Source organism: Streptomyces sp. NPDC045022, from assembly GCF_056432605.1.
Genome location: NZ_JBWKIR010000045.1, coordinates 1 through 11,836, shown reverse-complemented (window position 1 = coordinate 11,836; position 11,836 = coordinate 1). Strand labels below are relative to the sequence as shown.

14 protein-coding genes and 2 pseudogenes are annotated in these 11,836 nt (G+C 68.2%); 8 read left to right on the top strand and 8 right to left on the bottom strand.

Annotated elements, in window-relative coordinates; all coding sequences use genetic code 11:
* Nucleotides 1-42 precede the first annotated feature (42 nt).
* Complete coding sequence (locus AC07C1_RS38710) at nt 43-579, top strand: hypothetical protein (protein WP_478946851.1); 537 nt, start codon at nt 43-45, stop codon at nt 577-579.
* A 55-nt stretch (nt 580-634) separates the two neighbouring features.
* Here the strand turns inward: AC07C1_RS38710 and AC07C1_RS38705 are convergent, their stop codons facing one another.
* The 3 genes from AC07C1_RS38705 to AC07C1_RS38695 form a co-directional block, all read right to left on the bottom strand.
* Complete coding sequence (locus AC07C1_RS38705) at nt 635-2,161, bottom strand: NHL domain-containing protein (RefSeq protein ID WP_478946823.1); 1,527 nt, start codon at nt 2,159-2,161, stop codon at nt 635-637.
* A gap of 239 nt (nt 2,162-2,400) precedes the next feature.
* Entirely contained in the window at nt 2,401-3,132 is a 732-nt protein-coding gene (locus AC07C1_RS38700) for a PDZ domain-containing protein (protein ID WP_478946822.1), read from the bottom strand.
* A gap of 285 nt (nt 3,133-3,417) precedes the next feature.
* Entirely contained in the window at nt 3,418-3,561 is a 144-nt protein-coding gene (locus tag AC07C1_RS38695; protein WP_478946821.1) for a hypothetical protein, read from the bottom strand.
* A 258-nt stretch (nt 3,562-3,819) separates the two neighbouring features.
* Here AC07C1_RS38695 and AC07C1_RS38690 point away from each other — a divergent pair, with 258 nt between their 5' ends.
* On the top strand, nt 3,820-4,056 hold the full coding sequence (locus AC07C1_RS38690) for a hypothetical protein (protein ID WP_478946820.1): 237 nt from the start codon (nt 3,820-3,822) through the stop codon (nt 4,054-4,056).
* A complete protein-coding gene (locus tag AC07C1_RS38685) occupies nt 4,056-4,433 on the top strand; it encodes a toxin Doc (protein WP_478946819.1) in 378 nt (125 codons plus the stop codon). The genes AC07C1_RS38690 and AC07C1_RS38685 overlap by 1 nt, the downstream gene beginning before the upstream one ends.
* 218 nt (nt 4,434-4,651) lie before the next feature.
* Here AC07C1_RS38685 and AC07C1_RS38680 read toward each other — a convergent pair.
* A pseudogene (locus AC07C1_RS38680) lies at nt 4,652-5,207 on the bottom strand (HNH endonuclease family protein).
* Nucleotides 5,208-5,600: 393 nt separating this feature from the next.
* Here AC07C1_RS38680 and AC07C1_RS38675 point away from each other — a divergent pair.
* Entirely contained in the window at nt 5,601-5,756 is a 156-nt protein-coding gene (locus AC07C1_RS38675) for a DUF6131 family protein (RefSeq protein WP_478946850.1), read from the top strand.
* A gap of 267 nt (nt 5,757-6,023) precedes the next feature.
* On the opposite strand, the gene AC07C1_RS38670 is transcribed toward AC07C1_RS38675, so the two are convergent.
* Nucleotides 6,024-6,479 (bottom strand): hypothetical protein, encoded by a 456-nt coding sequence (locus AC07C1_RS38670; protein ID WP_478946818.1) that lies wholly within the window; start codon nt 6,477-6,479, stop codon nt 6,024-6,026.
* A gap of 530 nt (nt 6,480-7,009) precedes the next feature.
* On the opposite strand from AC07C1_RS38670, the gene AC07C1_RS38665 reads away from it, so the two are divergent.
* Both AC07C1_RS38665 and AC07C1_RS38660 read left to right on the top strand, forming a co-directional pair.
* Nucleotides 7,010-7,339 carry a hypothetical protein gene (locus AC07C1_RS38665; protein ID WP_478946817.1) on the top strand — a complete coding sequence of 110 codons (330 nt, stop codon included), beginning with the start codon at nt 7,010-7,012 and terminating at the stop codon, nt 7,337-7,339.
* A 343-nt stretch (nt 7,340-7,682) separates the two neighbouring features.
* Nucleotides 7,683-7,865 (top strand): hypothetical protein, encoded by a 183-nt coding sequence (locus tag AC07C1_RS38660; RefSeq protein ID WP_478946816.1) that lies wholly within the window; start codon nt 7,683-7,685, stop codon nt 7,863-7,865.
* Between the two features lie 581 nt (nt 7,866-8,446).
* On the opposite strand, the gene AC07C1_RS38655 is transcribed toward AC07C1_RS38660, so the two are convergent.
* Nucleotides 8,447-9,526, bottom strand: a complete 1,080-nt coding sequence (locus tag AC07C1_RS38655) for a MerR family transcriptional regulator (protein ID WP_478946815.1) — start codon at nt 9,524-9,526, stop codon at nt 8,447-8,449.
* A gap of 183 nt (nt 9,527-9,709) precedes the next feature.
* On the opposite strand from AC07C1_RS38655, the pseudogene AC07C1_RS38650 reads away from it, so the two are divergent.
* Nucleotides 9,710-10,033 (top strand): annotated as a pseudogene (locus tag AC07C1_RS38650) (aldo/keto reductase); the annotation flags it as partial.
* Here AC07C1_RS38650 and AC07C1_RS38645 read toward each other — a convergent pair.
* Complete coding sequence (locus AC07C1_RS38645) at nt 10,008-10,571, bottom strand: MFS transporter (protein ID WP_478946814.1); 564 nt, start codon at nt 10,569-10,571, stop codon at nt 10,008-10,010. The pseudogene AC07C1_RS38650 and the gene AC07C1_RS38645 overlap by 26 nt on opposite strands.
* On the opposite strand from AC07C1_RS38645, the gene AC07C1_RS38640 reads away from it, so the two are divergent.
* Nucleotides 10,558-10,812 carry a hypothetical protein gene (locus AC07C1_RS38640; protein WP_478946813.1) on the top strand — a complete coding sequence of 85 codons (255 nt, stop codon included), beginning with the start codon at nt 10,558-10,560 and terminating at the stop codon, nt 10,810-10,812. The two genes, AC07C1_RS38645 and AC07C1_RS38640, sit on opposite strands and share 14 nt — an antisense overlap.
* Before the next feature lie 263 nt (nt 10,813-11,075).
* Here the strand turns inward: AC07C1_RS38640 and AC07C1_RS38635 are convergent, their stop codons facing one another.
* Complete coding sequence (locus tag AC07C1_RS38635) at nt 11,076-11,543, bottom strand: HAD family hydrolase (RefSeq protein WP_478946812.1); 468 nt, start codon at nt 11,541-11,543, stop codon at nt 11,076-11,078.
* Nucleotides 11,544-11,836 lie beyond the last annotated feature (293 nt).

Genomic DNA, 11,836 nt, shown 5'->3' with positions numbered 1-11,836 from the left:
CGGCGGCCGGCGCCACTACCACGACGAGCAGGGATGACGACCATGGTGTTCGACAACATCTTCGGCTCCGCAGGCAGGAGCGCGGGGCTTTTCTCCGTGACCACCGACAGCGCCAAGCCGCAGCCGGGCGAGGGCGTCGACTTCGAGGACGCCGACGAGGACACGTACGACGACACGAGCACGAGCCTTTTCCACAGCGCGATCCACGGGGCCTCCTCCCGCGCGAAGGTCGTCCAGGAGCAGTCGCCCGAAGCGCGGGCCGTCCTGGGCTTCCTCGGCTCCTTCATCCAGACCACCCAGGCATCAGCCGGCGCGCAGGCCCAGCACGCCCGGAATCCCGGCTCGGTGTCACAGGCGGCCGCGGCCGGCATGCAGGAGTCGAGTGCGACGGTGACGCAGCACGGCAACCTCCAGAAGGACGAGGACCTGGAGAACAGGCCGAAGAAGAGCGATTTCAGCAAGCCCCCCAAGACCCCGCAGCCGCCTACGGCGGCCAAGCCGAGCGCCGAGGAACCGGAGCCGCCGAAGACACCGAAGGCCATCAAGTCGGCCTCCGAGGACCCGTCCGGTTCCCACTGACGCACGCACTCCGAAGGGGGGCAGGGGCGAGGCCGCCCTGCCCCCCCCTCGTGCGTCACACGGGGAGCAGCTGCCACTGCCGGCCGTGGTAATCGCCATCCGACCCGTCCTGCTTGATCGCCGTGGGGGCGTTGGTGTCGACGCGCAGGAGCAGGCCGCTGTTGTGGTTCACGATCTCGTACACCTGCGGGCTGCCGTTCGCCGGGCCCACCGGGATCAGCCTCCACTGCTGGTGGCGTGCGTCGCCGCCTTCGTAGGCGCGCTGCGCGACCACCGCCCCGGCCCTCTCCTGTGCGCCGACGACCTCCAGGACCTTGCCGCTGCGCACGTTCTCGATCCGGTACAGGACGTCGCCGTTGTCCTGACCGGCGGCGACCAGCCGCCACCGCTGGTGGTCCCTGGGGACGGCGAGCATCTGCTGGACTTCGGCGCCATCCTTGGTGGACTCACGCGCGACCGCCATCCGCAGCCGGCTGCGGACGTTCACCCAGGACACCACCGTGCCCGGCTGGGGCAGGGCCGCCACCCTCACCGAGGCGATCTTCCGGACCCGGTTGTTGACGTAGTCGGCGACGTGGAGGGCGTCGACGCCGTCCACGGCGAGCCCGATCGGGTAGTTCAGCCGGGCCGAAGCGGCCGGGCCGCCGTCACCGGCGAAGCCGTCGGTGCCCGTGCCGGCGACCGTGCTGATCTTCCCGTCCGCCGTGACCTTGCGGATCCGATGGTTGTTGTGGTCGGAGACGTAGAGGGTGCCGGCGCTGTCCACCACCACACCCAGTGGGAAGTTCAGCTGAGCCGTGGCCGCCGGGCCGCCGTCACCGGCGAAGCCGTCGGTGCCCGTGCCGGCGACCGTGCTGATCGCCCCGTCCGCCGTGACCTTGCGGACCCGGTGGTTCTCGGCATCGGCGATGTAAAGGGCGCCCGCGCGGTCCACCGCCACTCCGTGTGGGCCGTTCAGCTTGGCCGAAGCTGCTGGACCACCGTCTCCCTTGAAGCCTGCGCCCCCCGTTCCCGCGACCGTGCCGATCCTCCCGTCGGTAGTGATCTTGCGGACCCGGTGGTTGTTGTTGTCGGAGAAGTAGAGGGTGCCGCTGCCGTCCACCGCGATTCCGTACGGGGAACTCAACTCGGCGGCGGTGGCGAGGCCGCCGTCACCGCTGAACCCTTCGGTGCCCGTGCCGGCAATCGTGCTGATCTTCCCGTCGGGCGTGACCTTCCTGATCCGGTGGTTTTCGGCATCAGCGATGTAGAGGGTGCCGGCGCTGTCCACCGCCACCTCCCGTGGGCCGTTCAACTGGGCCGAGGCTGCGGCACCGTCGTCCCCGCTGAACCCTGGGAGCCCGGTCCCCGCGACCGTGCTGATCCTCCCGTCGGCGGTGACCTTCCGGACCCGGTGGTTGTTGCAGTCGGAGAAGTAGACGGTGCCGGCGCCGTCCACCGCGATTCCGTAGGGGCGGTTCAACTGAGCCGCAACGGCGGACTCGTTGTCCCCTGTGAACCCCTCGATCCCGGTCCCCGCGATCGTATCGATCGGAGGGCCGGAATCCTCGCCGCCTGCGGCTGCCGCTCGAGCAGTGCTCATCGTCATCCCTTCACCATTCAACTGCCGGTCTGCTACGGAAGGACTTCAGGTTCGGCGAGTCCGCTTCCGCCCGCTTCCGAGCGGCTGTCAGGAAGCATGCCGCTACGGCAATGCCCCGCGAGGGCCTCATCGCCGTGTCCCGGCCGCTGTGCGGGCGGCCGGGACACGGCGGGCGCAGGACAGTGCTGACCGTTACACCGGATGGCGGATGCGGAGGCGGGCGGGCCGGACCGTGGCGCTCACTGGTCGATCATGTACCACAGGGTCATGGGGGCGCCGTTACGCGTGATGCCCACGGGCACGTAGATCCCTGCTCGCCGGTTCGTGAGGGCGGCACTGAGGGATGCCGCCGACGTGACGGACTGCCCGTCGACGGAGGTGACGACGTCGTTGACCATGAACCCCGCGGCGGCGGCATGGGAGTCGGGGTCCACAAACCGCACCCGGGCACCCCCTCCCCCAGGAACGCTGCTGACGTATCCGCCGAAAGCACCTGGGGTGCCCGGGGTGATGTCGACCTCCAGGGGCACCGTCACGCCTTCGGCGGTGAGGCTTCCGCTGAACCGGCCGCCGGCCATGGGCGCGTCGTTTCTGGCGGAAACATAGACCGTCCACGGCCAGATCCAGCTGTAACCGCCCTGGATGTCAATGGTGGCGGACGAGCCACCGGCAGCAATGGTCACCGCACAGCCGACACCACTGCACCTGAAGTTCACATCAGCGATACGGGCGTACGGCGGAGCCTGGATCGTGACCCGCCCCGGACCATGCCACTGCCCGTCCGGCGGGAAATCGACAGGCTTGGGCGGCCCGGGAGCATCGAGGTCGGGAACAGCCGACTGGGGAGTCACCACCCGGACCGCCGTGGCCCCGCCCGACGTCACCGCAGCGGTGGCCTCGGCCACCATTCCGCCCCAGAGCAGGCTCGCTCCGAGCGCAAGCACCGTGCATACCGTCGTCAACCTGCGCATGGATCCTCCCGAACCCCGGTCATACAACTCTCCTGGCGGTAGGCGTTCCTGCGATACCCGGCCGCACACGCCTGCCCGTGGTGCGGTTGAGGAACGCGGAAAAGGAACTCAGCCGGATCGATTGCACCAGCTGCGGTCCCGGCCGGCCCGCGCGCAGGCTGGCGTCACCCCTACGGAACGCCCACACCACCTTGGGGGGTGAACCCGCGGCACGGGCGGCTCACCGGGGCACGTCGCTGCCCCCACCGCGCCGGAGCGGTGGTGATCCGACCGGCCCGCGGGGTGTCAGGCGTGGCTGGAGTCGAAGGGGCTTTCGACCGCTTGTGTGGCGGCCCAGGAGGCGAGCAGGCGCAGGCGGTCTTCCGAGGCGGAACCGGGTTCGGCGGTGTAGAGCTCGCGGGCCTGGGCGCGGACAGTGCTGACGCACATCACGCAGTGAACACGCAGTGAACGCTCAGGTCCGCGGGTAACTCAACGACGCCCACCCTCACCCCCGAGAACGCCTCGGCCCTGACGGCTTTCCGGCCCTGGGCTACTTTGCGACTGGCGACATGTTCCTTACCGGCGCACATGGAGCCGGGATGGTGTCGGCCGCTGTCGTGTCTGTCGGATATCGCCGCGGCGATTTGCTGGGACAGCGCTAAACCGCACCTGGCAGGCTTGGCACCAACTAGGTACCATGGGGGGATGCCATCACTGAACGTGTCCTTCTCCGACGAGGAAATGGAAGGCGTCCGTGCCGCCGCCGCTGCGGAGGGCAAAAGCCTGAAGCAGTACCTGCATGATCTGGGCGTCCGGGAGATGCATCGCAAGCGGTTCGTCGCCGGCTCCGCCGCCTGGGCCGACAGGCTGCGCAGCGAGTTCGACGAGGCGTTCCCCGAGGAGATTCCGCCCTCCCAGCGCAACGGGGCTGCGGCTGCCTGATGGTCCTCCACATCGACGTCTCCTGGCTGCTTGATGTCCAGGAGGCCGCCCTCGGGCACGAAGACGTGACGGTGACGGACTACTCGGCGCTGGTGGCGGCCGTTGCGCGGCACAAGACCAAGATGCCGACACTTGAGGCGTCCGATCCGGATGCCGCCTGGCGTGCGGCTGCGCTCTTGCACACGATTGTGCGCCTTGAGCCGCTGCCGCACCGCAACAGCCTTTTCGCCGCTTTTGTTGCTGCTCAATATATGGATCAATCCGACGAAGGCGTCGATCCGCCCTATGGTGCTCTGTCTGACCTGGTCCGGAAGGTCCGGGATACCCATCTGAGCGTCTACGCCGTCGCGGAGGTGCTGCGGTCCTGGCGGATCTGAGCCGGGCGGCCGGGTTGTGGTCTCGGGCCGCCGTGCCTCACGCCCCGGTTCGCGTTGCCCGGCGTAGCCCCACATGGCCGGTTCTGGCGGCGGCTTCCTCCTGGTTGTCCGAGCGCCGCGCAGCCCGCTGTCCAGCAGAGGTCCAACTGCCCCTGGGCCGCGCGCGGCCTTGCGACCAGCCCCGGACGGGCCGATCCCGCCCCGCTTCTGCACCCCCACTAGCGGGTCAGTACCTCTGTCAGTGCAGCCCTTTCAGCGGTGTCGATGCTCAGGCCCCAGCGGGTCTTGTCCGCGGTCCAGTCGGTCACGTACTGGCAGCGGTAGCCCTCGGCAGGCGGCAGCCATGGCTGGGGTCCTGGTCGGCCTTTAACCGGTTCGAGGCGGCCGTCACCGCGATCAGCGCTCGGTCGTCACCGAGGTCGTTGGCGTAGGCCTCCCGCTCCTTGGCGCTCCATGCGGAGGCGCCGGAGTCCCAGGCCTCGGCGAGCGGGACCAGATGGCCGATGTCCAGGCCACCGGGCCCCTCGATGTAGCGGTCGTCGTACGGCGAGAACCATGAGCCACCGCTCAGCCTGCAGTTGGCGCCCTGATCCGGGGCGATGACGGCCTCGGCCTTCAGTGCCTCGGCCCGGGTGTTGCAGCCGTCCCTGTCGGCGTCGACCCAGTGCTTGACTTCGTCCGCTCATAGCCGGTGCGGTCCTCGGTGTGCGGTGGTACTCGGTTATGAGGCCGGCGACGGCTTGTCGGCGCTCGCTCCGGCTCCGGGCAGGGGATGACGCTCCAATAGGGCGGCCGGAGCTCCGACGCCGTTGCGTAGGCGCAGTGCCGGGCGTTGCAGGGTCCGGCTCATTGCGGCCTCTAGCGCGGACGACGCCGAACAACGTGGGTCAAGGCGCACAAGGTCTGCACCAAGAAGTGACGCCTTAACAGGACGCCGCACCGCTGCGGCGTCCCCACCATCCCAAAGATCCGGCTCGAACGGTCCGACGCCGACCGTGCAGCATCCAGCACTGGGGAACGATGCCCAATGCCGAGTGGTGGGGTGCACCCCGTGACGTATTGCGATTGGGTTCCGACGAGGAAAAAAAGTAGGGCACCGCCTTGCGCGAGTACCCTTTTAGGGGCAAAAGTGAGGAATAGCCTCACTCTTCGGCAATGGAGGACACCGTGATAGCCCTCGGCGTGATCCTTCTCATCGTCGGATTCGTACTCAAGATCTCCATCCTCTGGACCATCGGCATCATCCTGCTGGTCATCGGAGCGATCCTCTTCATCCTGGGCTCTATCGGACACGCAGTCGGAGGCCGACGCCACTACTGGTAGCCCCCGGAGACAGCACCGCCGCAGCCTGGCCCTGGTCGGAGAGAACGACCACCACACCGGTGACACCCTCTGCGAGGCCCTGTGTGCCTCCGGCACGCCCCGCTCCCGCATCGCGGTCGACCTGCACCCGGTGACCTTCTGGACTCCACCGGCATCAACAGCTTCATCGCCGCCCAGCACGCCCTGGCCGCAGCCGGCGGCTGGCTGTGCCTGGTCGCCTTGCCCGACTCCGTGATGCACACCATGAGCATCACCGGCGCGACACCGTCAGCGACTGCCGCGAAATCCCCCGCCGACGCGCAGCCGGCTGAGCGCACACCTCCGATCCCCGGCCGCGCCGCCCATCCCGCCCGTCCCTTCTCTCGGGCCGCAGCCGCTCGCGCTGGCCGGCTCGGCGTCGGCTCCTCGTCCTCGTGCACTTGCGGCAATTCCGTTGGGGCGGGTGAGGCCCGCCAGCAGGGCAAGCAGGCCGGCGGTGAGCCAGCGGCGTGTGAGGGCGGCATACAGAGCCCACGCAGCAAAGGCGGTCATCAGGGACTCGGTGTACGCCATGGTCGTAACGACAGCCTGAGGCAGTGCCGCCCACAGGGCGACGAGTGCGGCGACCCGCCGGCGGTACACCAGTTCCCCCACCGCATAGATCCCTGCGGCGGCCAGTACTGCGGCGCTCCACGACAGGGCGAGGGCCACATTGACCTCCCCCACCGGTACGACCGCGTTCATCGCCCGGAAAAGAGGCTTTCCGACAGCTGTGGCAGGTGATCGATGACCAGTCTCAGGATCGTTCGACGGGTCCGGATTGGGCGCGGTGGGATTCGTTGTCGTGGGAGGCGGTTGAGGCACGCAGAGATTTCCATGAGGCGGCGATCCGAACGCTGCGGCAGCCGCCGAGCCCGGAAGGAGAGAGGGAGAGGTTGGAGCAGTGATTACGGCGCCCCCGTTATGTTCTTCGCGGTCCTGCAAGAGGGCCGCTGGCTTCCGGGCCCGGCATAACTCCGGACTCGTCGAGGCCGGGCGACCGGAGGCCGGCCGCGGCTGGTCGGCCATCGCCGCCTGGGCCCCGGCCGGGGTCCCCCGCTCTGGGGCGCTCAACACTCTCCGGTTGCCGACATCGGGAAGCGAGAGGCTGTCGATTACGGAGTAGAGCGACAGCAAGGGCTGGACGACCGACGGGTGGCTGGCCAAAGCTGTGGTCGCAGCATGGGTGTCGTCGTCTGCAGGCGACACCGTGTTGTCGCCTGCAGGGTAGCCGTATGTCTCCTCGAAGGAGTCCATCAGCTGGCTCACGCGTCGCGACACTTCCTGACACCACACATGCACCCAACACGACGACGACGCCCACCAACCCTGACGGAAACACCTACATCACCAGAATCGACTGGAACACAGGAACCGTCAGCGACCGCCAGCTCACCAAGGCTGGCCAGAGCCTGTATTACAGGGAGCCCGAGGGCCTTGCCATTCAGATCCCGGACACCAGCAACATGACCGCCTGCCGGCTGGTCATGGGATTCGCCTCGGAAAACTCGGCCACCGATACCGATAAAGTGGCGAGTCTGTACTACAAGAGCTCCCTCATCTGATCACGACTCGCCCGCCCAAGGGGCTCCCTGCATGAGCGAGACGACGCCACCGCCCCTGTCCCCGATGCTGCCTCCAACCGTCAGGGGTACCGTCACCAGCTGACCCGGCGCCGCTGCACCGAGCGATCACACTGCTCGCCCTCATCAGCATGGTCATCGGTACTCGCGCCGACTGGAGTGCCGCGATCATGAAGCGGCCGACGATCGGCGGCGTCATCACCCTCGGCTGCGCCGGAATCCTGATACCTCACTCCCCATTTGCGCAGACACCTGAAGACCAACCCCGGCACGCCCAACCCACCCCCCTCCTTCACCACCGCACAAACCACCTCACCGACCCCCCATGAACCGACGACCTGGCCTCGGTCTCCTCCTCGGCGGCGTGGTCATCGAAGTCGGCTCCTGGCGCTGGATCCCGTTCATCAACGTCCCCATCGGCATCGCCGTGCTCGTCTTCACTCACCGGACGCTCGGCGCGGTTCCGGGCGGTGCGCAACTCTCATGCCCGGCGGCGGTGCACGGGTGAGCAGTGGCGCCGAGGACGCCCCTTGCCGCCGTACTCCACCGGCTCACCGCACCATTCGCAGGTGTGGTGAAGCAGCTGCTCGCGCACGGCCGCCGTCTCCTGTGCCTCACGTGGATCGCCTGCATCCTGGGGTTCGGAACCAGAACTTGCTTGCTGAGCGTGCCCTCGAACGCCCTGCCCTGCCGGTTGGGCGGCCGAGCCGACGTGGGACGGCTACCGAGCGGCCGTCTCCCTGGTGTTGCGCTCGCGTCGTGGCACCGATCCGGGGCCCGTTCTTGCTCGACTCCGTTCTGTGCTGCAGCTGTGACTCGCTGTGAAGAGGTGCAGGGCATCAGGGGGTGGACATGATAGGGATAGCAAGAGGCTAGAAAGGTGGCCTGCGCTGCCTGAGATTGAGTGTGATGTTCACCCACGGAGCCATGCCAGCAGGCGCCGGGGGGCCGGTCGCGATGTCCTGACTGCCCTGGTCTGAGGAGCTGACTTGGTTCTCCTGGCTTGTCGGGCGAGTCGGTACTCGTCAGCTTCGCGGATGAGTTCTTGAGAGCGGATCTGCTGCAAGTCGAAGTGCATGCCGCTCGCTCCTACTGCTGGAACTCCAGGACGTCGGCGACTACGCAGCTGACGTTGTCGGGGCTACCCAAGCCGTTGGCGAGGGCGATGAGTTCGCGGACGGCCTGCTCGGGTTCGCTGATCTCGGAGAGAGCTCGGTGGATGTCTTGGGTTGGCACGACGGTCGACAGGCCGTCGGAGCAGAGCAGATATCGGTCTTCCCCCTGGGCGTCGTGGAGGCGCATGTCGGGGGTGGTGTTGGCTCCTAGGCCCAGAGCCCGGACCAACAGCGACCGTTGGGGGTGGGAGGCTGCCTCTTCCGGGCTGAGGCGTCCTTCGTCGACCATCGACTGGACCATGGTGTGGTCGTGGGTGATCTGGAACAGCTCTCCGCCGCGCAGAAGGTAGACGCGGGAGTCGCCGATGTGGACGAGGGCCAACTGTGATCCGGTCCAGAGCATCGCGGTGAGGGTCGTGCCGGTCTCTTCGGATGCAGAGCCCGTCCCGGCGACGTCGTGCACAGCCTGCTTGGCCTGTTCGACGACGTCTTCGAGGACGTTGAGGAGCTCGCCGACTGGGATGCTGCCGGTTTCGAGGTGCTTGAGCGCGTCGATGGCGGCCGCGCTGGCAGGAGCTCCTTGGGTTCCGCAGCCGTCGGCGACAGCGAGCAGCCGGGATCCGGCGTAGGCGGTGTCCTGGTTGCTCTCGCGGACGAGACCCGTTTCGGAAAGAGCGGCGTAGCGGATTTCCAGGGAGTTGGCGGTCGGGGACATGGCGGGGTCCTTCCATGACAGGTGGTCGATGAGGAAGGTGGCCAGGTCCCGCCGCGCGGCAGTGTCGGCCTCGACCTGGGCCCAGAACGCGCGAACCTCTTGGCCCGCCGGGCCCGCATCCAGCGCGCAGACATGCTGAATGCGCGCCAGCGGCATGCCCAAGCGCCGGAGCCAGGCGACCAGGCGGGCTTGGTCCAACTGGTCCGGTGCGTAGAGGCGGTAGCCGGTCACCGGGTCGACGCGTGCAGGGGTCAGCAGGCCGAGCTCGTCGTAAAGACGCAGCGCCTTCGGCGACAGCCGGGACGCCTTCGCGAACGCCCCGATGGTCAGCAACCCCATGCTCGCTCCTCCTCATGCCGAGCGCATCACCCGGCCCCACTGATGCTGTGGCCTCCCCCAAGGTGAAGGTCAACCAAGGGGCGTGTTGGGGCCGCCCGATCGTCTCCCATGGAGGTGCACAACGCGATCGGCCTCGAACTGGCCTGATGGGGAGGTTCGGCCTGTTCTGCCGGAGCGCCTATGGGTGTCCAGCACCAGTCCTGGGGCGGCTTCGCCGAAGGCAAGAACGACCTGTTCACCAACCCCGTCCTCACCGAGATCGGCGCGGTGTACTACAAGTCCGCGGCCCAGGTCGTGCTGCGCTGGCTCATCCAGCGCGACATCGTCACGATCCCCAAGAGCGTGCGCCCGGAGCGTATGGCCCAGAACCTCGACGTCTTCGACTTCCAGCTCACCGACGAGCAGATGGACCGGATCGCCGCCCTGGACACTGGCGAGACGCTGTTCTTCGACCACCACGACCCCGAGATGGTCGCCTGGCTCAGCATGCGCCGCCTCGATAGCTGACCCCGCGCGGCAACGCATCCCGCCCGGGCGCGCCGTCTCGCGGAGGATCTGCCCGCCCAGGACGCCGCCGGTCGTGGTGGCGCAGGCGGCCAGCACCAGCCACAGGCGGGGTCGAGCGCAGCGCGGTCAGCTCTGAGCGGATCGACACTGTCTGCTGGGCCAGGCCGTCGTGCGGGACGGTACGGGTGATCAGGGCGATGACTGCCGCGGCGAGGACTGCGAGGGCCCAGAACGGTCCCCGCCAACCCATGAGCTGCCCGGCGAACGCGCCCAGCGGCACGCCGACGACGTTGGCGAGCATGGCGCCCGCTCCTACGAGGCCGTTGGCGCGGGAGCTGGCGGCCGGGCCCGCGGCATTGGCGGCGGCCACATTGGCCACGGCCCAGAACGCGCCGGTTGCGATCGCGGTCACGGATCGTGCCGCCAGGAGCAGGGTGAAGCTGGAGGCTACGGCGACGATGACGTGCCCGGCGGCGAAGACACCCAGGGCGAGCATCAGGGGCAGCCGCTCGGGCAGCCGCAGCGTGAGCATCGCCATCAGCGGCGCCCACGATCATCCCGACGGCGAAGACGGTGATCAGAAGTCCGGTCCGAGCGACGCTGACCTGCAGGTCACCCGCGATCTCGGGCAGCAGGCCGGCCACCACGAACTCGGTGGTGCCCATCAGAAACGTGCCCAGCGCAAGCACGTAGACGACGGGCGGAAGCCGGGCGCGCGGCGCCTGCTCGGCCCGTGCTTCGGCGGGGGCGTGGAGGGCTTCTCCTCGCATACTCGATGATGTCCAGCCCGCTCGGCCCCTGGAGGTAGCGGTCGTCGAGTACCACTCGCCCGCGCTCAACCGGCAGCTCGCACCCTGCGCCGGGGCGATGATGGCCTCGGCCTTGAGTACCTCAGCGCCGGTGTTGCAGCCGTCCCTGTCGGCATCGACCCAAAGCTTGAAGGCGGTACGCTCGTTCGGCTTCAGCAGCGCCTCGCCCGACGCGGGCCGGCCGCGGCCACGGCAGTGCGCGAGTGGCCGGCGTACTTCGTCGCTAGCTCGTATCAGCGGGACTGATGGCCGAGGAGTTCGATCAGCCCCACCGGCAGGAAAGCGGGACGGTGAGGTCGGCCGACCTGGTACGGCACGAAGCCCAGCGAGGACGCGACCATGACCTCTTCGGCCGTTTCCGCCTGGTAGACGACGCGGCACCGGCCCGAGTCGGCCTTCGCGCGCTGCCAAAGGATCGGAGCCGGCTTGCGCTCGGTCTCGGCGCGCGGAGTGAGGATCCGGTCCCCGAAATCCTCCCAAGCGAAGGGGACCGGACCTCGCCATGTCGCGTCGACTTCCTCTTTCAGCCTGGAGGCCCGCTCGGCGTCGGTCGTGCCCCACGAAGGCGGAACATTGGTGATCAGGCCGACTTTGATGTGGCGTTCACGCAAGGAGCGCAGATACGAGGCTGCGCCACGCTGATAGGAAGTGCTGCCGTCGTCTGCGGTGTGCAGGAGGGTTTCACCTAGGTCGAAGTACACAACGGGACAGCCGCTTTCGCTGCTCGCACGGGCAGCGGCAACCGTTGTCCTGTCTCCCCTCGTGTCCCCGGGGACAGCCCCACTCGCCGGAGCGCAGAGCACGACCGACACCAGGGCTGCACCCAGTACGAGGCTCTCACGGACCAAACCTTTGGAGGCAGACCTGTCCATGGCGTCGTCGCCCTTCCGTGCCGGGGACCTAGGGCCTGTGTGACGTTGTGATCAGCCAGTTGCCTTCAGCAGGTCGTTGATCCAGATCATTGAGGCACGGAGGTGGAGGCCGGCGAGGTAGC